This is a genomic window from Flavobacterium sp. MEB061, from assembly GCF_000834715.1.
GTDB lineage: Bacteria > Bacteroidota > Bacteroidia > Flavobacteriales > Flavobacteriaceae > Flavobacterium > Flavobacterium pectinovorum.
Map to the genome: position 1 here is coordinate 489,381 of NZ_JXQR01000015.1, position 25,810 is coordinate 515,190.

Genomic DNA, 25,810 nt, shown 5'->3' on the forward strand with positions numbered 1-25,810 from the left:
GAAAAAATGGCACGCGGATGACGCGGATTTAAGCGGGTTTAGCGCGGATTTTTTTTATAGACAAAAGTTTATACGCAAAGTCATTGCGAGGAACAAAGCAACCTCACTAATAAAATGAAAAAAAAAATAGCCACGAATTCACGAATTATTATCTATAATCAAATAGAAAAAATTCGTGAATTCGTGGCTAAAAACGTTCGATAATTTAACCGAAGCGTGCAAAGATTTTTTGCTTTAGCTTGTGGTTAGAAAACGCAAAGTTCGCAAAGCTACCTGCAAAAAGATTTACGAATTTTTTGCGAATATAGCCTGCGGTTTCAACCGCAGGAACGTCCATATATTTATTTTACGATATACGTTGGAATCCCGAGGTTGAAACCGCGGGCTATATTTGAAAACTAGATTTATAATTATAATCTTTTTTAAAACGCAAAATTCGCAGAGCTTTATAGACAAAGCTTTGCGAACTTTTTAAGCTTGCAAACAGACAGCTAATAAAAAGCTTAGCGCTCTTTGCGGTAAAAATCATTCCAACATAAAAACCTTAAACTTATTTAACTCCGTTGATCGGATCAACCCTCACATAAGTTCCATCATCGTATTTTATCTGATAAGGAGAATCGAAAAACGTACTTGGCAAATAATAATCAGTTGTTATTATTTGTGCTCCAGATTTTTTAGCCGCTTCAAAATGCGAATAATCATTTTTGCGTGCTTCTTTCGTGTCAGAATCGGCGCGGGTTCTGATGATATATCCTTTTTTAACTAAATCGGTAATTGTAGGATCTTCAGCGTTATTGCGGAACAAAGTTGCAGCTTCTGGTTTTCCGGGTTCGGCATTAATAAAAACGGCGCGTCCTTTTAATGATGGATGATTCAAAGCGTATAAATCTCTTTTGGCTCCGTTGTTATCCAAAATAAACAAGAATTTCCCTTTTGCTTTTTTAAGCGTTGGCCAGTTGTTGTTTAAAACCGCTTCTTCAAGCGTTTTGTATTTTCCGCGCACCATATCCGGCGTTATCAATTTATTTCCTAAACCTTTGCGAAGTTCTTTATCCAATGCGTCGAACAATTCGGGTGTAAATTTCTCTGCTTTTGTACCTAAAAAACTGTCGTCATCTTTGGGTTCCAGCGTAATAAAAACCGGAACGTGATCAGGATTTGCGTCAGACCATTTTTTTAATTCTGCAAGGCAATTTTGAAGTGTGTAACAAGATGTTCTAAAATCAATATCTATCATATGAAAAACTTTAAAACCCGGTTTTTTCATTTCTCCATTTGGGTCATAAGCTTCCTGAGATTTTGCAAGGTCCAAACCTTTTGGGTGCGCAAATTTTCCGCCTTTTGCATCGCCCTGAACATCGATTTCAAGATTGCGTAAACCTTTATTTAATTGATCTGTAAGGCTAATGTGTGTGTATTGTAAGCCTTTTAGAGAACGCGAAGTGTCTTTTGCCTGAATTGTATTGTACAAATCGGTTTCAATGGCATGTCTGTAACTATTGTGAGAACCAATAACCTGTAATTGGTTAATTTTTAGCGTGTCATTTTGTGCCTGAGCAGCGTTAGAAATCGCTCCGGCAAGAAATAATGTAAACAAAATTTGTTTCATGATTTTTAAGTGTAAAATTATTAATACTGAGGACGCAGCAAAAGAAAATTACCTTTTTTGGATGACACTAATTTAAAAATACCATTTGATTTATGTGTTAGTTAAAGAAAAAGAAATCGCAAATCAATTATCATTTTTATTTCCAAAACGTAGTATTAATAAAACAAATGTATTGATTTCTTAATTGAAAGATAATCTTCAGGAAAAAAACAATGGTATAACATTTTATTATTTTACATCAACAAATGCCACCCAGATAACCTATGAAGAATCCTGAAATTTTTGAAGAAACGTATACGCTGTACTGGAAAAAGCTAACGGCTTTTTCGTATACGATGACTCAGGATAACGACTTGGCACAGAATATTGTTCAGGATGTTTTTGTCGATTTATGGGAAAGAAAAAATGATGTCGAAATCAATGCTATTGAACCTTATTTGTTCAGGGCCGTAAAAAATCAGGTTTTTAAACATTACCAAAATAATAAGTTCGACAAGACAATTCTTGAAGATAAATTCGAAGATTATGTAATTGATCATTTTGCAACGATCGATCCTGAATTGATGGATTTGCTTTACTCTTTATTAGACAAACTTCCTGAAAAAAGAAAAGAAGTTTTACTGATGTATAAAATGCAGGATATGACGATTGATCAAATTGCCGATGAACTTGGAATATCGAAACAAACGGTAAAAAATCAAATTTCTTCGGGATTAAAACAATTGCGAGAAGGCCTGAAAGACCTTGCCTGGCTTGCTCCATTCATTATTTTACATCAAAAGTTTTAAGATAACTTTCTGTTAATGGTTTCATAATATTTCCGGATAGTACGATTTTATGTTTCCGGTACTTATAGGTAATAATAAGTATTATGATAAAAAGATTAAAACACAGTTTAGAATATCTTGTTGATAAAAGTTCTCGAAATAAAACATCAAAAGCAGAAGAAAATTTGCTGAATGATTTTGCTTTAAGCGAATATCAAAATTCAAAATGGGATGATAATGTAATGGGAAGTTCTAATGAAGTTTCTCAAAATATATATGAAGGAATTCAACTTCGAATACTGAAGAAGAAAAACTTCAATTCGTATTTAAAATATATGGCCGCTGCCAGTATTCTTTTTCTTGCCGGTTTGGGATTTTTCTTCAAACCTGGCTTTTCAGTCGAAAAGCAATTAACATTTAAAACGTCAGACATCCCCAAGTCTATCCAATTAAGTGACGGTTCGAAAATTTATCTGGCAGCAAATTCATTATTTCAGTATCCGGAAAAATTTAGCGGAAGCGAAAGAAAAGTTTCTTTACTAAAAGGAAATGCATTTTTTGAGGTAGCCAAAGACAAAAAACATCCTTTTATTATTGCATCCGGCGAAATTAAAACCAGGGTTGTAGGGACTTCTTTTCACATTCAAATGTCAAAATCAAAATGCGAAGTCATTGTCGTAACCGGAAAAGTAAATGTTACTTCAAATGGTCAAAGCGTTGACTTGCTACCAAATCAGGAAGCCTTGTTTGAAGATAAAAAACTAACTAAACTACTGGCAGACAAATCATTTTTGGTCAATTGGTATGCGAGTGATGTAACGCTAAACCAAACTACACTTAAACAGGTAATTACCATTTTACAATATAAATACGGAGTTTCATTTCAATACGATAATGAACTTGTATTAGCAACGCCATTAACGGTGTTCATAAAGAAGGACGCAACATTAGAAAATGTTTTAGAGCAAATCAATTATATCACAAACCTAAAATTTAAAGTTTATGGCGAAATAGTAAAAGTGAACTAAAATCAAAAAAAAAGCAGTTGCTGAGAACAACTGCGATTAATAATTAAGTATCGAAAAACCAATAACTTAAATCATGTATTTTAAACGAATCAATTTAAATCTTCTAAAGGGAATTTTCTTTTTAATTCTGGCGTTACTGTGCGTTCAAAGTGGTTACAGTGCAACTGTTCTTAAAAAATCAAAAATAGAAAATAAAATAGAAAAAGCAACTTTAGTATCTATTTTTTCAAAACTGAGTAAAAAAACGGACTATAAATTTAGTTACGGACAAGCAATTATTGCAGATAACACAACCTATACGGTAAATTATAGCAACGAATCTGTTGATGTAATTTTAAGTGATCTTTCTAAAAAAGCTAATTTCAATTATAATATTAATGGAAAATTAGTTTTGATTCAGAAAACAACTGTTGTGGCAAAAACAACATCTGAAGCAGAAAAAATTAAAATTAAAGGGAAAATTATTGACGAAAACGGAGTACCAATGCCGGGTGTAACGGTTTTGGAAACTGCTACAAAAAACGCTACTGTTTCTAATTTTGATGGTGAATTTGAACTTTCTGTTACAGAAGGAAAAACGATCGAAGTTTCGTATTTGGGATATAAAACCAAAACAGTTGGCGTTCAAAAGAATTTCATGACAATTCAGCTGGAGCCAAATACATCAGAGTTAAGCGAAGTTTTGATTGTAGGTTATGGAAAACAATCCAAAAAAGATGTTACGGGGGCTGTAACTCAGCTTGAAGCAGCAAATTTTAAACAAGGAGTTAACGTTTCTGTAGATAATTTAATTCAGGGAAAAGTTGCCGGTGTTCGTGTTGTTAACACAAGCGGTGAGCCGGGAGCAGGTGTAAATGTTACGATTCGTGGAGTTGGTTCTATCAGAAGCGGAAGTACACCTTTGTTTGTTGTAGATGGTATGCCGTTGTCTAACGATGACGTAAGTCCAACGGGAAGCAATGTTGGTTTTGGGGCATCATCTGCAAAAAATCCATTAAACTTTTTGAATACAAGTGATATCGAATCGATTACAGTTTTAAAAGATGCTTCTGCAGCGGCTATTTACGGTGCAAGAGGATCTAATGGAGTTGTTTTGGTTACAACAAAAAAAGGATCAAAAGGGGAGGGAACATTAACTTTTGATTCTTATATGGGAGTTTCGAAAGTTGCTCACAAATTAGATGTTTTAAGCGCAGAGGAGTACAGAGGTGCAATTAAAGATCCGGCTTTTGATCATGGTGGAAACACAGACTGGCAGGATGTAATTTACAGAAGTGCCGTTACTACAAACAACGCTTTGTCTTTTGCAAAACAAACAGAATCAGGAAATTATTACGCATCTGTTGCGCAAATGGATCAGGAAGGAATTATTCGTAACAGTAATTTCAAACGTCTTTCGGGTAGAATTAATGCGGCAGAATCATTTTTAGACAACAAACGTTTAAAAATAAAAGTGAATCTTACTGCAAGTGAAACTAAAGATGATGGAGTTCCTACAAGTGATGACGGTGGTTCTAACGGACAATTAATCGTACACACCCTGATGGCAAACCCAACAAGATCTGTTTTTGATGCTAATGGAAAATACACCAACTTTAACATGAACGCGCATTATAATCCTGCTTATTTATTGAGTATTTATGAGGATCAAACGCGTACGTTGAGAGTTTTAGGAAATTTTGAAGCTTCTTTTAGAATCATCGACGGATTAGAATATAAATTAAACGTGGGTGTAGATCGTTCCAGCGCTGAACGTAATACGACGATTTATCCAAATTTAACCGATTTGAATCCAAAAGGAAAATATGTTCAGAATAATTTAGATTCTAAAAACTCTTTGGTTGAGCATTATTTGACGTATAATTTATTGTTAGACAAACATAAATTTGAGGTTTTGGGCGGATTCTCCTATCAAAAATTTGAAAAATCAGGAACAAGTTTCAGTATCGACGGAATTTCTGCTCAGGGCGTTGGTATAAAACCATCTATTAATCCTGGTTTTGCAGGAACACAGTCAGGAACTACAGGTTATGCTCAGGAAAATGAATTGCAGTCTTACTTTGGAAGATTGAATTATACTTTCAACGATAAATATCTTTTAACGGCTTCGATGAGAGCAGACGGTTCTACTCGTTTTGGAGATAATAACAAATACGGATACTTTCCTTCATTTGCTTTAGGATGGAATATTTCTAAAGAAAGCTTCATGGAAAATGTTACGGCTATAAACAATTTAAAATTGAGAGCAAGTTGGGGAGAAACAGGAAATCAGGAAGTTCAAAACAAATTGACTAAAGCAAGTTACTCTTTGTCAGGTCCTGACGGATATTATTTGTATGATGATTTGAATTTGGTAAACGGAGTTTCGGTAACCAGAACTGCAAATCCTGATTTAAAATGGGAAGTGGTTACACAAGCTAACATAGGTTTAGATTTTAGTTTATGGAATGATAAATTGTACGGAACTGTAGATTATTTCAACAAAACAACTACAGATGCAATCTTAAACGTTCCGTCAAGCCCTTTAAAACCAACAACAACAGTATGGACAAACATTGATGGAAAAATCGTTAATACAGGTTTGGAAGTTATGTTGGGTTCAAAATTAGTTAATACTAAAAATTTTACCTGGAATGTTGATGTAAACGGAGCAACATTAAGAAACAAAATTGAAGATTTACCAGTTTCAGAAATCTTAACAGGAACTATTTCAGGACCTGGACAATCTGGAGTAAATGCTAATATTTACAAAAGCGGATACGCCGCTGGTTCATTTTATTTGTTAGAACATATTGGTTTTGATGATAAAGGTGGAAATATATTTAAAGATCAAAACGGAGACGGTAAAATTGATAACAGTGACAGAATTATTATAGAAGGGGCGTTGCCAACTTTTTATTACGGGCTTAATAGTGATATGACCTATAAAAACTTTAGTTTTTCGTTTTCAATCATTGGTCAAACAGGTGGTTATTTGTTGAATAATACAGGATTAAATGCCTTAAACATCAATAATTTGGCTTCTGACAGAAACGTGGCTACAGGATATTATGAGTCTGGCGCAAACGCAACAAATGCACCAACATTATCAACGCTTTTCTTAGAGAAATCAGATTTTATCAGATTAAATACAGCGCGTTTAGGATACAATTTTGATTTAAAAAACGTAAGCTGGTTAAACGGACTAACGCTTTATGTAACGGGTTCAAACTTAATAACAATTACGAATTATACAGGTTACGATCCGTTAATTAACAGCCCGAAATCGAATGGTGGAAACCAATCTATTGGTATTGATTACGCTGCTTATCCAACTTCGAGAACTTTCAGTTTTGGAGCAACTTTAAAATTATAATTTATCATGAAGACAAAGACATTTTTTAGCATAAAAATTTTAACAATATTCTCTTTTATTTTTCTTTTAAATAGCTGTACGGACCTTGATGAAGCTGTATTGGATGAAAAATTGGGAACCGACGCTACAGATCCTGCAGGTTCGCTTGCGGCAGCTTACGACAGACTTGGAGACGGAACTTTTACAGATCACGGAGCGGTTTTTGCCATGCAGGAATACACTACAGATGAAGCTATTTTGCCAACACGCGGAAGTGACTGGGGAGATGGTGGAAAATGGAGAGATATGCATGAATTTACATGGAGTTCCAGTAATGCTATTATAGTGGGTAACTGGGATTTACTGACAAACGGAATCACTCGTTCTTTGACGGCAATTAAGTCATCTGAAGAAAATACTTTTCCGGAAAAGACGTTATTTTTGGCAGAAGCAAAAGCACTTTTGGCCTATTACACTTACACAACTTTAGATCTTTACGGACAAGCACCTTTTAGAGATCCGTTGAATGTAGACGCACCAATACAAATTTTAAAAGCAGATACTCAAATTGATAAATTAATCACTGATGTTGAAGCTTTAATTCCGGATTTGGCCGACATTGGTACACAAAGAACACACCACGGACGTTTTACAAAACAAGCTGCTTATGCTTTTTTAGCAAATATGTATTTGAACCGTGCGGTATTTAAAGATCGTTATAATGCAGGATCATCTTTCAATTTTAATGAAGCGGCGGTAAGTGGTACAGGAACAGACATGGACCGTGTTATTTATTACACTTCTTTGCTAATCGACTCTGGAAAATATAGTTTAGAAAGTGATTTCTTCAAAAACTTTGCAAGAGATAACGAAAATGGAAAAGAACTTATTTTTGCGATTTCTCAAAAGATAGATTACATCCGTAATGGTTCTAACAGTTTTGCTTATGTATGTATGGAGCGTAACCAAAGAACATCTGCTGGAAACAGAGGAACAAATGCGGCTTGTACAACAGAAGAATTTTATAATTCATGGAATGGTAATCATGATGATCCTAGATTTCAACAACATTATCAATATGCTGATGGAACGTGGTTTATGAATGATGGAACAGATGTAAGTGTTCCTGCAACAGATATTGTACCAAAGAGCAGTCCTGCTACGCCTTGGTTCCATTTTAACAGAGGTATTCAGTACGGGCCTCAATATGGTCCTGTATTATTAACTTCGGCAGCTTTTGAAATGGTAGGAAACCGTATTAAAGTTTCTCCGTTGGTTATGGAAAAAAGTACGACTACAAAAATGGATTTTACACCAAAATTAACCTTTGCAGATCCTACTAAGGCTGTTTTTGCCCAAAACGAAATCAATCAGGGAGCTCGTGTTTTTAAATATGAATTCGATCCTGAAGGAGGAAATGGAAACAGTAATGTTGATATTCCGCTATTCCGTTTAGGTGGAATGTACGCTATGAGAGCTGAGGCTTATTTTAGAAAAGGAAGTGTAGGTCCTGCAATGGATGACTTGAATAAATTGCGTACCAGCAGAAAAAGAGAATCATTGTACGGAAATGCTCCGGGAATAGTACTTACGGCTTTAGATTCAGAGCAATTGTATAAAGAATTAGGTTTCGAATTATATTGGGAATTACAAAGAAGACCGGAAAGCATCCGTTTTGGAAAATTTGATTTGGCCGGAACTGCAAAAGCTGCTTCTCAACCTTTTAGAAGAGTGTTTCCAATTCCGCAAACCGTTATAGATCAGAAATTGTTTAAACAAAATCAAGGTTATAATTAAGTTTTTGTGTTAGTTTATTTTTTTTAGTAAAAAGCCTGCTCGTGATTTGAGCAGGTTTTTTCTATTTTATATAAACGTTTTTTAAAACTTCTGTTCGGCAGCTTTGTCAAAGTTTTAAACTTTGACAAAGCTTTTTGCTTAAAGTAACCAGTACAGTAACCACAATCTTGTCATCCTGACGGAGGAAGGATCTCCGCGAGTGGCTCGATAAAGATTGGTAATTTACTTTACGGAGTTTCTTGCGGAGATCCTTCGTTCCTCAGGATGACAAAAAATATGAATATTATTTTTTCTCCTCAGGCAAAATAACCTTATACATTTCAGCTTCTTTTTCTGCTCTTTTTTGAGCAGCTTTTCCTTTTCCAATTGGTATTCCGGCGGTTACATACAGCGATCGATTGTATTGGTTTGGTCCGTCGCCTTTCATTACAGGAACCAATCCGTAATAATACTGAACCGTAATGTTTAAGCCATTTCCAACATTCATGTGATAACCTGCGCCAAGAGCAATTCCGGCATCAATAACATGTATTTTATCTCTGATATTGTTTTTGTAAACAACATCTTCCTTATTATATTCCTGATGAAATTTATCAAAAGCTTTTGCCAAAAGTCCTAATTGTGGCCCTGTTTTTAGGTAAATATTATTTTTGAATTGATATTTAATCAAAATAGGAACATTAAAATACCGAATTTCCCTATCGACTTTTCCTCCCGCAAATGTATTATCCAGATTAGGATCGTCTAAAGAATAAACAGGCAATCCGTGCGCACCCATTGGCGATTTTACAATAACCCCGGTATTAATCATCCATGCCGGATTTTTTTTAGACCGGATATCAAAATAAAAACCAAGATTAAAACCCACTTCCGTTCCTGAAGTTTCCATATTAGAAATCGTCGAAAAATTAAGACCGCCATCCAAACCAAATTCTAAAAAGGGCGAGTTGAGTTTATCTCCAAAAATCAAGGAAATTAATACCTGCGATCGTGCCGAAGTCATACAAAAGAAAACGATGAGTAATAATAAACCTTTTTTCATAAGAATAGATTAAAGTCCAAAACGATATTGAAGACCACCTAAAACCTGAGTACGGCTCCCTAAAAAGCCACATTCTACCCTTAGCATAATATGCTTATTGTATTGAAATTGAGATCCTACAATAAAATTCCACATATCTTTTGGTCTTTTCTGAAGCGAATATTGAACAGATGAATTATCTATTGTACTTATAGCGCCATCCAATGAAGTTAAAATGTTTCCTGCAGATTCCAGAGCGCGGTTTGCAGTATTATGTTTGGCAATATTTGTCGGATTCTTTTGCTGTGCAGGGGTTAACGTGTCCCACCAATTATCGACTTTAGTTTGGTTTTCATCAACTTTTGCAAAACCGTTATCTACTTTTTCCTGAAGACCATTTACGTCAAAAATATCCGAGAAAGGAATATTTCCTTGTGTGTCACCGGAAATATGAACCCTAAAACCGCCAACCCAAACAGCAATATTTCTGTCTGGTTTAGGTAGTTTAAAAGTTTTACCCAATCGTGGTCCAAAAACATAAGAAAAAGCAGGTTTGTCTAACGCGCTCACGTCGCTCCAGGACATATTCATATCAAGTGCCAGCCAACCGCCGCCAATACCAATTGTGGGAGTTAACCCAAATCCGAAAGTAGTGATGTCAAAATTTGCTTTTGTATTAAAACTGGCTATTTGCGACCAGTTATTATCGGCGTCAGGAACCCAGATTCCGGCATTAATTTTTGTTGTTGATGTACCTTTACCAAAAATTCCATAAATATTTAAAAAAGGAAGCAGCCAGATATCAGGCCTAATAGTAAGGGCTCCGGCTTCTACAGTAGATTTATCAAATCGTACAATTTCATCTAAATTATATTGAGGACCATTATTAAAACCAACTTCCAGACCATTGATTACAATTTCAGAATCCTGCCAAAAATAATTAACCGAAAGTCCGGCAGAGTAGGGCAGTTTGTAACCTTTTTGAGCTACTTTTTCGCCCCAGATAGGTAAGGCATATGGGTATTCTTCTACTTTAAGGCTGTCTTTAAGCTGTTGATTTTTTTGTCCAACAATTTTTTCGGTGTAAACCTGACCGAAAACATGGATACTACAAAATAATAAAGAGGCGAATATTAGTTTATTGTATTTCATTGACTTAGTGTTATAACGTTAATTAATAGAACTGCCTAAAATAAATAGGTACTAATGTAATCTTGGAAATCTTGTTATTTCAAATGAAATAATTGGGTTTAATTTTTAGGATGTTTCTGAATTCTGTAGCCAGAATTATATGTTAATTATTGTTAAAGTTAAATAAATTTTCTTTTAAATTGTAATATTTTTCTAATAAAATAAATTTTAATGGTTGAGTAAAATGTTAATTTATAGGTGTATATGTAGTTCTTACAAATAAAAAGGACAAAAGAAAAATTTCCTTTTGTCCTGAATAATAGTTTTAAAAATCTGTAGTTAAATCAGTCTTCCCATCCGCAAAGTGTTAAACCATAACCTTGTGCCTGAGATTCAGATACTTTAGTTAATTCATGCCTGCAGGCCGTTAAGCCACGACAATGTTCTTTATAATGATATTTTTTTGCACCCGTTGGCCCACAGATATATACCTTAGTTTCAACAGGCCGAAAAGAACTCAGAACTATAAAAAGAAGGATTGTACTATATTTCATTTTAGCAGGTTTTTTTGGGTTACAGGAAATTATTCAACTTTTAAGTAATATTCATTTCCAGTTTTGTCAGTTGCTTTAAGTTTTCCGTAATCAATCCATTCCGTGTTAATTTCGATATCATTAATTGTGTCAAATAGTAAAATTCCAGCACCGTATTTACCTTCAACATTGATGTTTCCGTAAACAGAATCACCTTTGGTATTCACGCCTTTTACATCATAATTATACTCGTAATGACCGGAGTTTCCGGTTCTGTATTCGTATTGATATTCTGTGTCTACGTGATATGTTTTCGCTTCCTGCGGCGTAATCACTTTTCTGTCATCAGGTGTGATTACTTCTTTGTAAAACGATTTTATTTCAGGTGGTGGAAGTTCTCTTTTGCAACTTAAAAATAAGAGAACAAAAGCAAATAATGTAATTTTAGATTTCACAGGCATTTTTTGATAAATGTAATTAGAAGGAATGTTTTGGGATAGCGTAGTTATACGTGATTAATTAGGTTTTTTTAAGATGAAGTCCTGAATAATTTTCTCCATATTAGATGGTAAATCAGCATTTTTAATTTCAAAATGCTTTATATTCATTTCTGCAAACCATTTTGTCCAATATGCCTTGATTACTTTTTCTTCATACGGATTTTTTTTATCAGGATTAATACCTAAAACTAATACTTCCAAATTTGATAAATTACCCTCAATTTTTATAAAACCAAAATCCTGTTCATCAAATTTTTTCTTCCAATTTTGTGTATTTAAGCCGTTTTTCCGAATCAGTTCAGGTGTAATATAAGAGGTTCTTTTGCCTTCTGTTACAACCGTATTTTCATGAAACATATATCCATCTGTCAATACGATTAATATATTTCGATATTTATCTTCAACACATTGATCTTTTACTTTAGTATCAAAAAAAATCCAAATATCAGAACCAATATAATTGTCATCTTTTATGGCAGAATTATATATTTTGGACGTTTTTGCTGCGTAATTTTTATTGATGGAATTCAGAAAATCTTTTGAAGCATTATTTTTGTCAACAGCTATTTTTAAGCTCGCAGATATCGAATTAATTGCAGGATCTAAAGGTTCAGGATTAAAAAACAATTGAATTTTATCGTCCATTTGTTTTATTTTTTTTACTTTCAGATGTTGCGTAAAAGTTTCCGCAACTGATTTTATATAACCCAAATCTCTTTGATAATATTCCATTGTAAGATTTGGATTTTTTGCAAGGCTAATTCTATCCGATAAATCAAGCAATAAACTGATATTGTAATTTTCGTTTGCATCTTTTTTAATTGTAACAGTTTTTGCAGTGTTATCTGGATCTTTTTTACATGAGCAAACAAAAAATAATAACACAAATAGTAGAGGTAAAATTTTTTTCATGATAATTAGTTTTTAGAATAAACCAAGTGTTGAAAATCAGGATCAACCAGGTTTAATTTAGTAAGATGCTCTTCAGATGAGGTTTCGCAATTTTCTAATAATTCAGTTTTTTGATTGTGAGCTAATGCAATCTCTGTATTAATTGCCTGAAACCATCCTTCTTTATATTGATGATGATAATGGAGATATTCTTTTACGGGAAAGACAAAACCGTCTATTTTAGACTGTAATTCAGATATTTTTCCGTTGATTGTAATTACCTGTTGTTTGAAATCATTGATTTTATTGATTATATCAACTTTTAATTTTTCCAAATCAATTTGTTTTTCTTTTCGGCCTCTTATAAATGCTCTGATTTTATCAATGTTTTCAAATTCTTTCATTACAAAATCAAATACTAATCCCCAGATAATGTACACTACAAATCCCGCAAAAATGATCATCCAGAACTCAGATTCTCCTAATGCGATATTTAAATCATATGGATCTGAATCTGGAGTTTTATTGAATTCATATATTTTTTTCTCAATTATATATGCTAATAATCCATCAAACAAAAATGTTGTGGTGAAAAGGGCAATCATTCTGATTATATTTTTATAACCTTTTGTTTTTTGTACCATATGAATAACATAACCTAATCCCATAAATACAAACGGAATTGTTACTACCAAAACTCCTTCAAGCCAGCTTGCTTTAAATGAATTGTTTAAGGCATCAGCATCAAAAATTGCTGCAGTTAAACTGTCATCAGCAAATTCTTTGAAGAAAGCAGAATAGGAAGCAGAAATATAAAACACCAATAAATAAAGCGTAATTGGTAATAAAAGAAATAAGCCAATATAAAACTGCGCTTTTAAACCTTTACCATCTTCAATTCCGTATTTATCGGGATTGCGTTTTACTTCGATGATTTCGGTTTTGATCAGATCAATTTGGTCATTAATATCTTGTTCTTTCTTTTCGAAAATACCAATCGCAGCTTCCGATTTTTTGAGCTCAGTTCTGTTTTTTTCCTGTTCCTCGCGATAAGGCTGTTTTAATTTATCTTGTTCCAGTTTCTGTTTTCTGCATTGATCTTCAAAGCTCATATATAAATTTTGAAGGCATGCTTTTAAAACAATTGGTTTACCTGTTGCTTTTACAGATGCAGCAAAACCACTTTGATAATAAGTTATTCTTATTTGTTCTCTGTCATCTTCGTTTTCCTCAAAAACAACAGGAGAATCTTCTGTTTTTTTAAGACTAAATAGTTGTGTAAGTGATTTCATAACTTAAGCGTTTAATTGACTAATAATTTCTTCTTTCTGAATATTTTTCTGAACGCAGTCAATCAAATAATCCGATAGATCATTGATGTTTTCATCCAAAAAATTAAATTTTCTGCAATACTTTTTAAGCATATTTAATTCGTCTTCAGTAATCTTTCCGTCTGCCCAAATAATTCTCGTAAAATCATATAAATATTCAATGCGAGTGTTTAAGTCTTCCGGAATAAGTAATTCTGTAGTAATTGGATTGAGAAAAAGTTTATCCAGTTCTTCCCTCGGAATCCCGCGTTCATCTGCAAAATGATATAACATTTGCAATTCTAATACATCAAACTGATCATCGGATAATGCCATTTGATACAATCTTAAAAAATGGCTTTTTAATTCTAGTGTTATCATTGTTTAAGATTTTATTTTAAATTTTCGCATGCGATTCCGTCACTGTCAGAATCCAGGTTTTTATAACAGCTTTTATTGCTGTCATAAGTTGCTTGTGCTGCAGCACGACTAGAAAAATCGCCGCATGTTTTTGTGGGGCAATTTGAACTAGATCCACCTGCGTTACTGGTTGTTTCTCCTGAATCTGATGATTCTGAACATGAAATTGCTAATCTTAATAATAATATTGCAATGAAGATTCCTGTGTATTTTATTCGTTTTTCCATAATTAGTAGTGTTATATCATATAAATTATAATTGTTGTGATTCCTGCAAATGCAAATAATAGTAAGCAGCCGCTATTTTTATTTGAATATGACCTGGATCTTGTATTAGTAAAATGACCTTGAACATAAGTTCCGTCTTTTCTGTAATATCCTTTTCTATATCCCATGATTATAAGTGATTTAGTGTAAATAATAAAAAGGTTATTATTCCTGTAAATGCAAATAGTAACATGCATCCGCTATTTTGATATCTTACTCCGGATATACCTGTTTTTACAGAATATCCGCTTTTACCAAATGTTCCCATTTTTGTTCTTAAACTTGGAGAAATTCCGGATTGGCTAATGTTTAATCCAAGTCCTCCTCCAAGTTTTATCCTTTTTTGAAATCGAAAGCCCATGATTTTTAGATTTAGTTAATTAAAGATTTCTAATTGTGCAGCAACTTCTTTTGACGTTACTTTTTATCATGTCAATCGAAGTCAGAAAAGATTATTTTCTTTTTTTATAGTGGTTGTTGGTACTTGAGTTTTTGTATTTTCCTCCTTTATGAGAACTACCTTTTCCACTTTTGTAATGCCCACTTTGAGCCTCAACAGTACCTCCTAAAACCAGGAAGAATAAACTAAACAAAACGACTAATTTTTTCATAATTTTAATTTTAAATTGATTTATAAGCCAAACTTAAACCTATTTAAAACCAGTATTTTACGGAAAACCATAATCCAAAAAATACATTTCAAAGCAAAAAAAAGCTCCCCGAAGGGAGCTTAAAAGTTAATAATGAGAATTATAGATTTTAAATAATCCCCATATCTTTAGTTATGGAAACCAAGTGAACAGTATTTGCCGCCTTAAAAAAATCCTTTAGTTTTGAGATTCTTTTTTCGATGGTGCTTTTGCTGTTTGGTTTTATGCCTAATTCCTGAAAGGTATTGGTAATATCATCCTGCATAATACCCAAAGATAAATGTTTCAGAATCTTGATATCCAAATCATCAATTTCGTAATTGCTTTTTTCCTGCAAAGCAAAAGCAACTTCTTGAGAAATAAAGGTTTCGTTTGAAGTATACAGTAAATTGATCGCCTTTTTTAGATCTTCAATACTGTTTAGGCCTTTTAGAACAAAAGCATCAACTCCCGCATTATCAAAAAGCGATTTTATACGGTAGCTTTTATCTTCTACCGAATAGACTATAATTTTAATATTAGGCTGTAATTCACGCACTTTTTGTACCAATTCATCGCCATTAGCAATTTTTAGTTCGCGATGATCTGTTTTGAATGAAAGGTCACTGATTAATAAATCAAAAGGTTCGTTATCCTGGATTGCTTTTCGAACTTTCAGTAAAGCTTCATCACAGTATTTTGAATGCTGAAAATTTTCAATATTTACATCTTTTAAGACTTGCTGAATTCCTAAATTCATTGCATCAAGATCTTCGGCAATTATTACTTTTTTAAACATAGGGTTTTTATTTTGGCAGTTTTATATTAACTCTAAAACCTTTATCAGGTTCAGTGTCAAAAGTAATAGTTCCTTTTATGGCCAGAATACGGTTTTCCATATTTTGTAGACCATTTTTTACAATTTTATTTTTTTCGGCACCTTTTCCGCGATCGGCATAATTTATAAATACAAATTTTTGATCGTTATCAAAAGTTAAAGCAGCTAACGGCGCGTGGCTATGTTTTTTCATGTTTACCATTAATTCCTGTAAAACCCTGTAAATCGTGACTTTTTTTATTTCGTCAATTTCGTTCCAAATTACTTTTTCGATGTTGTTAATAATCACGTTTGTAGATTTGCTATTATAGGTAGAAAGCATTTCTTTCAAATTATCAGAATAATTTACTCCGGTTTCAATATCATTGTTTTCTCTCGAAATTCCGCGAACGCGCGTATAAATATGATCCAGTTTTTGAATCAAAGTTTCTTTTGTGTTTTCTACAGATAAGGATTGCGTTTGTGTAAAAGTTATGGCGTTAAAAACATCATTTGCCAATTCATCATGAATATCTTTTGCAATTCTGGTTTCGGTATCATAAGCGGTTTTTATTCGTATAATTCTGTTTTTATTTTTGTAATAACGTACCAGAACGACAATTACAATTCCCAGAAAAATAAAGCCAATAAAACCCACTATTTTTTGATATTTTGCTTCCTGAAGCGCCAGTAAATTCTCTGCCTTTTCTAATTTTAGTTTTTGGTTTTCGTCTTTTTCCTTTTTAGAATCGTATTTAATTTTGGCAAATTTGTTTTTAAAATTGTTGCGAATTTTGATAATACTATCATTTAAGGAAATGTATTTTTGGGCATATTGTGTACCTGAACCATTAGAAATTAAAAGAGACAATGCTTTTAAACGTTCATCGATACTATGAAATTTGGTTGCAATTTGATAAGCATTCTGAGCGTTTTGATTTGATTTTTTAACATCGGTTTTTGCGTAAAATTCGGCTAAATGAAGATAGCTTTCTATGCTACCATAAGCATCATCAGTTTGTTTTCTTAATTCAAGACTTTCATTTATAAATTGAAGTCCTTTATCTGGATTTCCATTTTTAAAATAAGCAAAACCAAGATTATCCAAAACTCTGGCTTTATAATTTATAGCTGATAAATCATTTATTTTTTTCAGATTTAATATTGATTCCAATATCTTAATTGCTTGATTATACTTTTTTTGCTGAATATAAACCACAGCAATATTATTTAACGGAGCCTGTTTTGAAACTTCATCTTTAGTTTCTTTTAAAGCTTTATTGTAATAAAAAACAGCATCATCATAAAGAGAAAGTTGTTTATCTGCTATTCCAAAGAAATTATTTACAGCTGCTATATAATTTGTATCATTTTTAAGATAAGGAAGTACTTCAGTTAAAGTTTCTTTACTTCCATAATAATCGCCGTTTATTTGTTGTATATAACCCATTTGAATTAAATTGAAAGCGATATTTACGCTATCTTTTGAAGTTTCAAATGCTATTTTTGATTTGTTGAAATAATAAAAAGAACTATTAAAATTGTTTTTTTGAAAATTGTCCATCGCTTTTTCCTGCAAAAACTTGCCTTCTTTTTTAGATAGATTGGACTGAACTTTTACTATAGTTTTCTCTTTACAGGAAATAAAAAAGAGAAAAATAAATAAATAAAAAAACGGGGATCGTAGCATAAAAGTTACTTTCCCCGAATGTACTAATTATCTTAGTACTTTATTAAGATTTACCAATTATTATTTTGGTGGTTTAACAGGCACCGTATCATCCCCAGGCCCATCAGGCGGTGCATCTGCTTGTACAGGAATTGCATCCTTTTTTATCTCAGTTTTTGTATCAGCTGTTTCAGAGTCGTCAGCTGTGCAAGAAAATAAAATTGTGCTCAAAAGAGCGAATGTTGCCATTAAAAGTAATCTTTTTGTTTTCATTTCTTTGATTTGAATTAAAAGTTAGAAATTGGTATTGCGTTCTGGATTTTCCGAATCTTATTATTGCAATACCAATTATTATCAATGATTATTTCTCTAAATTAGTAATTATTTTTTTACATTTTAATTAAATCCATTATTTTTTTGGTGGAGTAATAATGATTGGCTGATCCCCAGGTCCATCAAGTGGTGCATCTGCCTGAACAGGAATAGAATCCTTTTTTATCTCAGTTTTTGTCTCAGCCGTTTCAAATTCGTCAGCTGTGCAAGAAAATAACGTAGTACTTAATAGTGCAAATGCACCCATCACAAATAAATTTTTCATGTTTTTTAGTTTTAAAAATTGGACATGAGTATTGCTGTCCGGAATTTTTCCAGATCTTGTTAAGGCAATACCAAATTGCTTTGGGAAGTGAAGTGCGGTCGACCGTAAAGAATGTGTTATACTTCCCGGATAATGATCATTACGGTTTTCCGCACTTGTTAATAGAACTAGTTTTGTACATTTGTTTTAACCTGCAGATTAAAACGTTTAACTAATTTGATATCGCAAAGATGCGACGCTTATAAACCAGTGTTTATATGGACTTCCTGGACTTCCAATTCTTTTTTGAAAAGTCCTAAAAACTTGTAAAAAGTCCTGCAAAGTCCAAAAGAAAAGTCCTAAAAAGTCCGAACAAAAGTCTTTAAAAATGAATAGCCTATGTATAACAGTACTTTTTTTGAATATTATAGAAAAGCTATAAAAGCAAAATACGAGAGAGAAAAAGATGAAGATCCTGAGATTGCATTAAGTAATATTACAACTGCAAAACTTAGAGATTTATGTATAGAGCGATTTGAGAAAAATAACAATGAAGATGATTTAAAAATTTTCTATACTTTTTTCAAATTTGAATTCGATCCGAATAAAAAAAATCTTATTACGGGAAAAACTGTAGATAAATTAAAAAAAATTAGAAGATTTTTTCTAGGGATCACTGAAATTCCTACTGAAGCGACAATTCATTTTGCAGCAATTTTATTAGATTTTCAACCTAGACCTTTTTACAATTTTAGTAAGGTAATGGGAGGAAAAAGCGAGAAAGAAATAATCGAGGAATTGGCTAAAAATTATAATTATCCAGAATTAGAATCTGATAGGGAAGAAAATGATAATATTCCCGAAATTAAAGATGACCCAGTAATACAAACTCACGATATTAAACCAATAGAAACAGAAGAGCCTCCACAGATAAAAACTTTTATAGAAAAACTAAAAGAAAATAAATTAAGCATTAGTGCTATAATTTTTTTATCGCTTATCGCAGGCTATTTTGTGTTTTTTAATAAAGGTTGTATCCAATGGTCTGATAATCATTATGAAGTTGTTGACTGTAAAGAAGGAATTGAAGGAAACCCAAATGAAAAAATTCAATACGACAATCATCTTTTAGATTTTAAAAAGATACCGGTTTGTGATACAACAACTTGGTTTGCAAATGGGAAATCTATTATTTGGTATGCAAAAACGAATAATGAAGTAGATTTTTTTACAACTTGTGGAAATGGAAGACATCCCGAAAGCGGAAGTACAATTCGACCTGTAACACATCATATTTTTAACAAATACAAGAAACCATGTGGCTCAAAGTAAAAGCTATCTTTTCAAACAGTTTGTTTAAATTCAACGTCACGTCTAAAACCTGTCCGGTTTATCGCAAAGAATAAAAAAAGCGGATATACCAATTAAGTATATCCGCTTTTATATTTAAATAAAAATTCGAGAAAATTAGTGAAATACGTGGCAAACAAACATTACAACGAAATTCGTTGCAAACTAAAACTAAGCCACAATTTCACCACCATTAATATGTATAAATTGTCCTGTGATATAGCTGCTATCTTCACAAGCCAGAAAAACATACGCAGGCGCAACTTCTGAGGGTTGGCCGGCTCGTTCCATCGGATTATCTTTTCCGAAATCGGATACTTTATCGAAACTGGCAACGATTAAAGGCGTCCAGATTGGGCCAGGTGCAACGCCATTGACACGTATTTTTTTCTTGGCCAACATCGTTGCTAACGATCTTGTAAAACTTACAATAGCCCCTTTTGTACTCGCGTAATCAACCAAATGTTCGCTGCCACGATAGGCAGTAACCGAACTCGTGTTAATAATCGTATCACCTTCCTGCAAAAGAGGCAGTACAGCGTTTGTGATATAAAAATACGGGTAAATATTAGTTTCAAATGTTTCGTGAAGCTGTTTTGAAGTTATTTTTTTAAATTCGTCCTGAGGGAATTGTACAGCAGCATTATTGACCAGAACATTAATTTTTTTAAATCTTGTCTGGCATTTTTTTACAGCTTCTTTGCAAAATTTCTCGTCTTTTAAATCTCCACTGATAATCAAACACTGCTGACCTTCTTTTTCGATCAACTCTTTGGTTTCAAGAGCATCTTTATCTTCATTAAGATAAACTATGGCAACATCTGCACCTTCTCTGGCAAAATGTACCGCAACACTTCGGCCAATACCGCTGTCACCTCCGGTTATAAAAGCAACTTTTCCAAGCAGTTTTCCGCTTCCGGTATAATTCTCCCTGATAATTTCAGGCTGAGGATGCATTTTATGTTCATCTCCCGGCAAATTCTGCTTTTGTTCGGGAAATTTTTTTGGTTTTTCTTTTTCCATGATTAATTATTTTTTGGGTCTTTATCAACTTCCTAAAGTAGTCTCATTTTCAAAAATAAGGTGACCTGAAAAAATCAAAAGTTAGCGCAAAAGATCACGAAATCAGATTCATAAATTGATATTCTGTAAAATTTAACTGATAAAATATAAGAGAAAAAACAAGCCTCTGATTTACATTTGAGTCAACGTAAAAAATGCCTGATTAACTTTAAAAAATCAGCATTATTAAAATCGACTGAATTAAAAATTACCATAATTTAATTAAAGAAAAAAATGATACATCAAATTGATACAACAGATAATGTTGTTGCTTTTAGAGCATTAGCAGAAGTAACTAAAGAAGATTTTCAAAGAGTGGTTGTTCCGGCTGTAGAAAAACTGGTAAAGCAATTAAACGAAATCAATTTTTTATTGGTTTTAGATACTGATCTTGAAAATTTTACCGCTGGCGCCTGGCTTCAGGATGCCATGATCGGACTTAAGCATTTGGGAAAATGGAACAGAGCTGCTATTGTTTCAGATTCTGAAGAGATTATTTCTTTTACAAACGGATTCAGTTATATCGTTCCGGGAGAGTTTAAAGGCTTTAAAAAACTGGAATTCAATAAAGCTTTAAATTGGGTTGAAGGGAACATTTAGACATAAATTCCAAAAAATAAATTCCAAATTCCAAGCTAGACTTTTAGATTTTTTGGAATTTGGAATTTGAATTTATCTTTTTTGGAATTTGGAATTTATTTTTTGGAATTTAAAAACAAACACTCATGAGGTCAATATGGACAGGTTCGATTAGTTTTGGGTTGATCAATATTCCCATAAAGATGTTTTCTGCCGTGCAGGAGAGCTCGCTTGATATGGATATGCTGGATGCAAAAGATCATTCTAATATTAAATTCAAGCGTGTAAACGAAAAAACGGGCAAGGAAGTCACTTTTGCCAATATTGTAAAAGGCTACAAAATTGATGATAAATACGTAATTGTCGAAGATGAAGATTTTGAAGCTGCAGATGCCGTTAAAACAAAAACTATTGATATTCAGAGTTTTGTTGACGAAAAAGAAATAGAAAGCATTTATTATGAACAGCCGTATTTTCTTGAACCTGATAAAGGAGCAATGAATGCCTACGGTTTACTTCGTGATGCATTGGCATCTACGGGAAAAGTAGGAGTGACGAGTTTTGTTTTAAGAAATAAAGAAAGCCTGGCGATTTTAAGACCGTACAAAAATATAATTCTTTTAAACCGAATTCGCTTTGAGCAGGAAATCAGAAGTACAGACGAACTTAAAGTTCCGGCAATTTCAAAAAAGAATACCAAAGAAATGGATATGGCGCATAAACTTATAGATCAGCTTACCGAAAAGTTTGATATTAGCGCCTACAAAGACGAATACACAGCCAAACTTTTAAAAATAATTAAAAGCAAAGCAAAAGGTAAAAAAGTAAAAGCACCAAAACTCAAAGTGGTTCACAAACAAAGCGACGATTTATTAGATATGCTGAAAGCAAGTTTAGAAAATAAGAAATCGTCTTAAAAGTTTTGAGTTGTGAATTATGAGTTTGAATGTCATTATATAAAAAAGAGACAAAAGTTTATATAGACTTTTGTCTCTTTTTTATTTTAATCATCAAAAAGATCAAACGCAGAACTATAACTCAAAACTCATAATTCATAATTCACAATTCATAACTAACTTTTAACTCCCAATCCATAATTCTTGATAATTTTCTGGATATTGGCTCCTTTGCCTAAAACAGGCGCCCATAAATCACCTTTTTTCTCAAATCTTGGCAAGACATTTTTAATGGTAAATTGAGACGGATGCAATTTTGGAGTTACTTCGCTCCATTCTAAAGGCGTTGAAACCTGCGCTCCGGGCACAGGGCGAACAGAGTAGGGTGCGGCCAAAGTTTGTCCGCGGCGATTTTGCAGATAATCCACATAAATTTTATTGTTTCTTTTTTTGATGCTTCGTTCCAGAGAAGTAATTTCGGGAATTCGTTTTTGAATTTCTGTTGCCACTAATTGTGCGAAAATTTTAATCGAATCATAATCGTATTTCGCGCCAAGCGGAATATATACATGCAAGCCCGAAGCCCCCGAAGTTTTGCAGTAACATTCGGTTTCAAATTCATCCATAACTTCTTTTACGGTTAAGGCAGTTTGTACAACTTCTTCAAATTTATCTTTTGAAGGATCAATATCGATTACGAGCCAATCGGGATTTTCAATATGTTTGATGGTTGAATTCCATGGATTTATGTCAATGCAGCCCAAATTTGCCATATAAAGCAAAGTCGCTTTGTCATTGCAAATCAAATAATCCAGATGTTCATCGTTGGATTCTGAATATACTTTTTTGGTTTTTAACCACGATGGAATTTTATCCACATCAACATCTTTCTGATAAAAACTTGGCGCATCAATTCCGTTAGGAAATCGATTCATAGACTGCGGACGATCTTTTAAATACGGCAAAATAAAATCAGCAACTTCATTGTAATATTGCACAATTTCGCCTTTTGTAATTCCACTTTCAGGAAAATATATTTTGTTTTGATTGGTAAGATGGAGCGTTTTTGTACCCACCTTCAAATCATAATCCTTTTCTTTACTCGTTTCTGGTTTTTTTTTAGCCGTTTCTGTTTTTTCTTTAGTCTTCATAACTTCCGTATTTAAAGTTTTGGTTTTTGAAGTCAAAAAAACTTCACTTGCTTTTTTATCCACTCTCAAGCCCAGATAAACGGGATGTCTTAGTCGCATATCATCCGTCCATTCTGTAAATTTAACCTGGCAGACAAATTTTGGTTTTAGCCATTGTATCTTATCACGAAGTTTTATTTTTTGTACAACCGGAGATTCCTTTATAAAATGAGGTTTAAATTTCGTGTATAAATCCTTCAGGACTTCCTCTGTAAATCCGGTTCCGCATTTACCAATATATTCCAGTCTTTTGCCGTAATATTGTCCTAAAAGCAAGGCACCAAAGTAACTGCGGGAATTTTTTGGTTCGGTAATTCCTATAATAACCGCTTCTTCCTGCTGTGCAATTTTTATTTTAAGCCAGTTATTGCTTCTTTTTCCAATCAAATAAGTGCCATTAGCTTTCTTAGCCATTATACCTTCACTATTGTTTTTTGTGGCAATTTCTAGGCTTTTAAGTCCGTTTTCGATAGTATGTTCAGAGTAAAAAACATTCGAAAAAGAATATTTTTCCAATAACATTTTTAAAAGCTCTTTTCGCTCAAGTAAAGTTAAATCAACAGTAGAAAAACCATTCAGATTTAAAATATCAAAAACATAATATTTTAAATTTCCTTCTCCGGTTTTAAGATAATTTTGAAGGTGCTGAAAACTGGCTTTTCCCGCATCATTTTCAACAACAACTTCGCCATCCAGAATAACTTCATGTTTTATTTTTTCAAGTTCTTTTAAAACAGGTTTGAAGTTTTTATCAAACGAAAGTTCGTTTCGGCTAAACAAATGCACTTCATTCGGGGTAATGGTGGCGAGAGTGCGGTAACCGTCATATTTATTTTCAAAAACCCAGTCAGGATCATCAAAAGGTTTATCGACAATATTGGCCAGCATGGGCGACAAAAAGCCTATAGTTTCTTTTTTGTCTGTTTTGGTTTTTGCTGTTTTGGTTTTCCTGGGAGTAGTTTCTTCAGAGGTATCTTCATCTTCAATCTCATTTTTTTTTGAAGCACTTTCCGTTTTTTTCTCTAACGATTCTAAAGTCTGATTCGAGAGAATTGATTTGTTTTTCTTCAAAATATCTTCATCCGTGGCGTATTTGTCCTTTTTTTTAATCAAGAGCCAGGCATTTTCCTGTTTGCCGTGAAGTTTTACCAAAGAAAATTCGCCTTTGAGTTTTTTTCCTTTTAAAACAAAACTCAAATGGCCTTTGTGCAATGCGGCTTTTAATGCTTTTCTGGCAGAAACAGCATCTTCATCTGCAGTAGTATAAGTTCCGTTATCCCAAACAATAACATTTCCGGCGCCGTAATTTCCTTCTGGAATTGAGCCTTCAAAATCCTTATAATCATATGGATGATCCTCGACCATCATGGCAAGTCGCTTTACTTCGGGATCCATAGAAGGACCTTTGGGAACGGCCCAACTTTTAAGAACACCATCCAGTTCCAGCCTAAAATCGTAATGCAAATGCGAAGCTGCATGTTTTTGAACCACAAAAATGAGGTCTTTTTCAGATTTGCCAATTTTGCCTTCAGGCTCCTCGGTTTGCTTGAAATTACGTTTTTGGTTGTATTTGGAAAGTGACATAATAAAGTATTTATGGGTTCATAGTCTGTTTTTTTTTAGTCTGTAAAAAAAAAATGTACTTCCAAGCTGTCATTCTGCTATTTAATTTTAAAAACCAAAAACAAAAGTGAAACCCGGAAGTACAAAATTTATATTATGCATGTTCATTTACATTATCAGCATCAGAATATCCTGAAGCAGCTTTTTCATCAGACGATTTTTTGATCTTTTTATAAATCGCAGTTGCCAGAATAGGTAAAGCAATACCGGCGATGATTGCCCCGGTTTTTTGGTGTCCTGCTTTTTTTAAAACAGCACCGGCAATTAATGTTCCTACACCTGCACATACCAATTGTTTAGTAGAAAAACTTAGCGCTTTGTTTTCTAATTCTTCAGGAATAATTCCGTGTAGTAATGGGTTAATGAAATTTAAATTTTCCATGATTTTTTTGTTTTTTTAATTTAACATTTGTAAAAGGTCTGACTGGTTATTTCATCAGATTTTATTTTTCTAAATCTTTCTATCTTTTAGTATCGTCTGAATTTTCTATATGCTTCAAATCGTTCTTTTCTTTTAAAATTCGATTTGGAGTATCATGTATTAATTCTTTTTCCATTTGGTTGTTTTTATCAGAATCCATTTTTGATTTTAAGAGATTCTCTACAGTATCTTTTTCAGGACAATTGTCATTATCCGGATCGTAATTCTTTTCGACCATGACGTTTTCGATTTAAATTTCTAGTATTTCCAAATTTAAGCCCGCAAGCTTCTTTTTTCTTTATAGAATTTAATTTTCTACTTATATAATTATCAGGGTAACAGTTGTAGTTGCTGAGAATTTCTGTATAAATCTAAATAAATTCAATC

General features: G+C 33.0%; 26 protein-coding genes. 7 read left to right on the plus strand and 19 right to left on the minus strand.

The annotated features are described in order from the left end of the window. Positions 1-550 precede the first annotated feature (550 nt). Complete coding sequence (locus RT99_RS09420) at positions 551-1,612, minus strand: phosphatidylinositol-specific phospholipase C1-like protein (protein WP_042564462.1); 1,062 nt, start codon at positions 1,610-1,612, stop codon at positions 551-553. A gap of 263 nt (positions 1,613-1,875) precedes the next feature. On the opposite strand from RT99_RS09420, the gene RT99_RS09425 reads away from it, so the two are divergent. The 4 genes from RT99_RS09425 to RT99_RS09440 all read left to right on the plus strand — a co-directional run bounded on the left by RT99_RS09425 (position 1,876) and on the right by RT99_RS09440 (position 8,538). Further along, on the plus strand, positions 1,876-2,400 hold the full coding sequence (locus RT99_RS09425) for an RNA polymerase sigma-70 factor (RefSeq protein WP_042564463.1): 525 nt from the start codon (positions 1,876-1,878) through the stop codon (positions 2,398-2,400). Between the two features lie 83 nt (positions 2,401-2,483). Then, entirely contained in the window at positions 2,484-3,407 is a 924-nt protein-coding gene (locus RT99_RS09430; RefSeq protein WP_042564464.1) for a FecR family protein, read from the plus strand. A 73-nt stretch (positions 3,408-3,480) separates the two neighbouring features. Further along, positions 3,481-6,762, plus strand: coding sequence for a SusC/RagA family TonB-linked outer membrane protein (locus RT99_RS09435; RefSeq protein WP_042564465.1), 3,282 nt, complete (start codon positions 3,481-3,483; stop codon positions 6,760-6,762). Positions 6,763-6,768: 6 nt separating this feature from the next. Then, positions 6,769-8,538 carry a RagB/SusD family nutrient uptake outer membrane protein gene (locus tag RT99_RS09440; protein ID WP_042564466.1) on the plus strand — a complete coding sequence of 590 codons (1,770 nt, stop codon included), beginning with the start codon at positions 6,769-6,771 and terminating at the stop codon, positions 8,536-8,538. A 283-nt stretch (positions 8,539-8,821) separates the two neighbouring features. On the opposite strand, the gene RT99_RS09445 is transcribed toward RT99_RS09440, so the two are convergent. From RT99_RS09445 to RT99_RS09505, 14 genes are all read right to left on the minus strand, one after another. Beyond that, the gene (locus RT99_RS09445) at positions 8,822-9,580 is read right to left on the minus strand and encodes a porin family protein (protein WP_042564467.1); all 759 of its coding nucleotides are present in this window, start codon (positions 9,578-9,580) and stop codon (positions 8,822-8,824) included. 9 nt (positions 9,581-9,589) lie between these two features. Then, the gene (locus tag RT99_RS09450; protein WP_042564468.1) at positions 9,590-10,711 is read right to left on the minus strand and encodes a hypothetical protein; all 1,122 of its coding nucleotides are present in this window, start codon (positions 10,709-10,711) and stop codon (positions 9,590-9,592) included. A gap of 562 nt (positions 10,712-11,273) precedes the next feature. Then, a complete protein-coding gene (locus RT99_RS09460; RefSeq protein WP_242607181.1) occupies positions 11,274-11,678 on the minus strand; it encodes a hypothetical protein in 405 nt (134 codons plus the stop codon). 60 nt (positions 11,679-11,738) lie between these two features. Beyond that, entirely contained in the window at positions 11,739-12,635 is an 897-nt protein-coding gene (locus RT99_RS09465) for a hypothetical protein (protein ID WP_052483632.1), read from the minus strand. 5 nt (positions 12,636-12,640) lie between these two features. Continuing rightward, the gene (locus RT99_RS09470; RefSeq protein WP_042564471.1) at positions 12,641-13,906 is read right to left on the minus strand and encodes a hypothetical protein; all 1,266 of its coding nucleotides are present in this window, start codon (positions 13,904-13,906) and stop codon (positions 12,641-12,643) included. 3 nt (positions 13,907-13,909) lie between these two features. After that, positions 13,910-14,305 carry a hypothetical protein gene (locus RT99_RS09475; protein WP_042564472.1) on the minus strand — a complete coding sequence of 132 codons (396 nt, stop codon included), beginning with the start codon at positions 14,303-14,305 and terminating at the stop codon, positions 13,910-13,912. 11 nt (positions 14,306-14,316) lie between these two features. Further along, positions 14,317-14,571, minus strand: coding sequence for an excalibur calcium-binding domain-containing protein (locus RT99_RS09480; RefSeq protein WP_042564473.1), 255 nt, complete (start codon positions 14,569-14,571; stop codon positions 14,317-14,319). A gap of 11 nt (positions 14,572-14,582) precedes the next feature. Further along, entirely contained in the window at positions 14,583-14,738 is a 156-nt protein-coding gene (locus RT99_RS25300; protein ID WP_158549418.1) for a hypothetical protein, read from the minus strand. Between the two features lie 2 nt (positions 14,739-14,740). Continuing rightward, entirely contained in the window at positions 14,741-14,971 is a 231-nt protein-coding gene (locus RT99_RS09485) for a DUF4236 domain-containing protein (protein ID WP_042564474.1), read from the minus strand. A 91-nt stretch (positions 14,972-15,062) separates the two neighbouring features. Next, positions 15,063-15,221: a hypothetical protein gene (locus RT99_RS25305; protein WP_165587192.1), complete on the minus strand. Its 159-nt coding sequence runs from the start codon at positions 15,219-15,221 to the stop codon at positions 15,063-15,065. A 148-nt stretch (positions 15,222-15,369) separates the two neighbouring features. Further along, the gene (locus RT99_RS09490) at positions 15,370-16,038 is read right to left on the minus strand and encodes a response regulator transcription factor (RefSeq protein WP_042564475.1); all 669 of its coding nucleotides are present in this window, start codon (positions 16,036-16,038) and stop codon (positions 15,370-15,372) included. 7 nt (positions 16,039-16,045) lie between these two features. Then, the gene (locus RT99_RS09495) at positions 16,046-17,620 is read right to left on the minus strand and encodes an ATP-binding protein (RefSeq protein ID WP_371197938.1); all 1,575 of its coding nucleotides are present in this window, start codon (positions 17,618-17,620) and stop codon (positions 16,046-16,048) included. 186 nt (positions 17,621-17,806) lie between these two features. Next, the gene (locus RT99_RS09500) at positions 17,807-17,998 is read right to left on the minus strand and encodes a hypothetical protein (protein ID WP_042564477.1); all 192 of its coding nucleotides are present in this window, start codon (positions 17,996-17,998) and stop codon (positions 17,807-17,809) included. A 136-nt stretch (positions 17,999-18,134) separates the two neighbouring features. Further along, complete coding sequence (locus RT99_RS09505) at positions 18,135-18,323, minus strand: hypothetical protein (protein ID WP_042564478.1); 189 nt, start codon at positions 18,321-18,323, stop codon at positions 18,135-18,137. A gap of 378 nt (positions 18,324-18,701) precedes the next feature. On the opposite strand from RT99_RS09505, the gene RT99_RS24665 reads away from it, so the two are divergent. Next, complete coding sequence (locus tag RT99_RS24665; RefSeq protein WP_052483633.1) at positions 18,702-19,634, plus strand: hypothetical protein; 933 nt, start codon at positions 18,702-18,704, stop codon at positions 19,632-19,634. Positions 19,635-19,823: 189 nt separating this feature from the next. Here the strand turns inward: RT99_RS24665 and RT99_RS09515 are convergent, their stop codons facing one another. Beyond that, a complete protein-coding gene (locus RT99_RS09515; RefSeq protein WP_042564479.1) occupies positions 19,824-20,675 on the minus strand; it encodes an SDR family oxidoreductase in 852 nt (283 codons plus the stop codon). Between the two features lie 273 nt (positions 20,676-20,948). Here RT99_RS09515 and RT99_RS09520 point away from each other — a divergent pair, with 273 nt between their 5' ends. Together RT99_RS09520 and RT99_RS09525 are read left to right on the plus strand one after the other, a co-directional pair. Continuing rightward, positions 20,949-21,314 (plus strand): STAS/SEC14 domain-containing protein, encoded by a 366-nt coding sequence (locus RT99_RS09520; RefSeq protein WP_042564480.1) that lies wholly within the window; start codon positions 20,949-20,951, stop codon positions 21,312-21,314. Between the two features lie 125 nt (positions 21,315-21,439). After that, entirely contained in the window at positions 21,440-22,210 is a 771-nt protein-coding gene (locus RT99_RS09525; protein WP_042564481.1) for a Ku protein, read from the plus strand. Positions 22,211-22,365: 155 nt separating this feature from the next. Here RT99_RS09525 and ligD read toward each other — a convergent pair whose 3' ends face one another. The 3 genes from ligD to RT99_RS09540 all read right to left on the minus strand — a co-directional run bounded on the left by ligD (position 22,366) and on the right by RT99_RS09540 (position 25,661). Continuing rightward, positions 22,366-24,963, minus strand: a complete 2,598-nt coding sequence (gene ligD / locus RT99_RS09530; protein WP_042564482.1) for a DNA ligase D — start codon at positions 24,961-24,963, stop codon at positions 22,366-22,368. A gap of 133 nt (positions 24,964-25,096) precedes the next feature. Then, positions 25,097-25,384 carry a PrgI family protein gene (locus RT99_RS09535; RefSeq protein ID WP_042564483.1) on the minus strand — a complete coding sequence of 96 codons (288 nt, stop codon included), beginning with the start codon at positions 25,382-25,384 and terminating at the stop codon, positions 25,097-25,099. 79 nt (positions 25,385-25,463) lie between these two features. Beyond that, entirely contained in the window at positions 25,464-25,661 is a 198-nt protein-coding gene (locus tag RT99_RS09540; protein ID WP_042564484.1) for a hypothetical protein, read from the minus strand. Positions 25,662-25,810: the final 149 nt, after the last annotated feature.

Bases quoted from the DNA above. Each gene is read 5' to 3' on its own strand.
- RT99_RS09420 (WP_042564462.1), bottom strand. From the start codon at position 1,612: ATGAAACAAATTTTGTTTACATTATTTCTTGCCGGAGCGATTTCTAAC.
- RT99_RS09425 (WP_042564463.1), top strand. From the start codon at position 1,876: ATGAAGAATCCTGAAATTTTTGAAGAAACGTATACGCTGTACTGGAAA.
- RT99_RS09430 (WP_042564464.1), top strand. From the start codon at position 2,484: ATGATAAAAAGATTAAAACACAGTTTAGAATATCTTGTTGATAAAAGT.
- RT99_RS09435 (WP_042564465.1), top strand. From the start codon at position 3,481: ATGTATTTTAAACGAATCAATTTAAATCTTCTAAAGGGAATTTTCTTT.
- RT99_RS09440 (WP_042564466.1), top strand. From the start codon at position 6,769: ATGAAGACAAAGACATTTTTTAGCATAAAAATTTTAACAATATTCTCT.
- RT99_RS09445 (WP_042564467.1), bottom strand. From the start codon at position 9,580: ATGAAAAAAGGTTTATTATTACTCATCGTTTTCTTTTGTATGACTTCG.
- RT99_RS09450 (WP_042564468.1), bottom strand. From the start codon at position 10,711: ATGAAATACAATAAACTAATATTCGCCTCTTTATTATTTTGTAGTATC.
- RT99_RS09465 (WP_052483632.1), bottom strand. From the start codon at position 12,635: ATGAAAAAAATTTTACCTCTACTATTTGTGTTATTATTTTTTGTTTGC.
- RT99_RS09470 (WP_042564471.1), bottom strand. From the start codon at position 13,906: ATGAAATCACTTACACAACTATTTAGTCTTAAAAAAACAGAAGATTCT.
- RT99_RS09475 (WP_042564472.1), bottom strand. From the start codon at position 14,305: ATGATAACACTAGAATTAAAAAGCCATTTTTTAAGATTGTATCAAATG.
- RT99_RS09480 (WP_042564473.1), bottom strand. From the start codon at position 14,571: ATGGAAAAACGAATAAAATACACAGGAATCTTCATTGCAATATTATTA.
- RT99_RS25300 (WP_158549418.1), bottom strand. From the start codon at position 14,738: ATGGGATATAGAAAAGGATATTACAGAAAAGACGGAACTTATGTTCAA.
- RT99_RS09485 (WP_042564474.1), bottom strand. From the start codon at position 14,971: ATGGGCTTTCGATTTCAAAAAAGGATAAAACTTGGAGGAGGACTTGGA.
- RT99_RS25305 (WP_165587192.1), bottom strand. From the start codon at position 15,221: ATGAAAAAATTAGTCGTTTTGTTTAGTTTATTCTTCCTGGTTTTAGGA.
- RT99_RS09490 (WP_042564475.1), bottom strand. From the start codon at position 16,038: ATGTTTAAAAAAGTAATAATTGCCGAAGATCTTGATGCAATGAATTTA.
- RT99_RS09495 (WP_371197938.1), bottom strand. From the start codon at position 17,620: ATGGACAATTTTCAAAAAAACAATTTTAATAGTTCTTTTTATTATTTC.
- RT99_RS09500 (WP_042564477.1), bottom strand. From the start codon at position 17,998: ATGAAAACAAAAAGATTACTTTTAATGGCAACATTCGCTCTTTTGAGC.
- RT99_RS09505 (WP_042564478.1), bottom strand. From the start codon at position 18,323: ATGAAAAATTTATTTGTGATGGGTGCATTTGCACTATTAAGTACTACG.
- RT99_RS24665 (WP_052483633.1), top strand. From the start codon at position 18,702: ATGTATAACAGTACTTTTTTTGAATATTATAGAAAAGCTATAAAAGCA.
- RT99_RS09515 (WP_042564479.1), bottom strand. From the start codon at position 20,675: ATGGAAAAAGAAAAACCAAAAAAATTTCCCGAACAAAAGCAGAATTTG.
- RT99_RS09520 (WP_042564480.1), top strand. From the start codon at position 20,949: ATGATACATCAAATTGATACAACAGATAATGTTGTTGCTTTTAGAGCA.
- RT99_RS09525 (WP_042564481.1), top strand. From the start codon at position 21,440: ATGAGGTCAATATGGACAGGTTCGATTAGTTTTGGGTTGATCAATATT.
- ligD (WP_042564482.1), bottom strand. From the start codon at position 24,963: ATGTCACTTTCCAAATACAACCAAAAACGTAATTTCAAGCAAACCGAG.
- RT99_RS09535 (WP_042564483.1), bottom strand. From the start codon at position 25,384: ATGGAAAATTTAAATTTCATTAACCCATTACTACACGGAATTATTCCT.
- RT99_RS09540 (WP_042564484.1), bottom strand. From the start codon at position 25,661: ATGGTCGAAAAGAATTACGATCCGGATAATGACAATTGTCCTGAAAAA.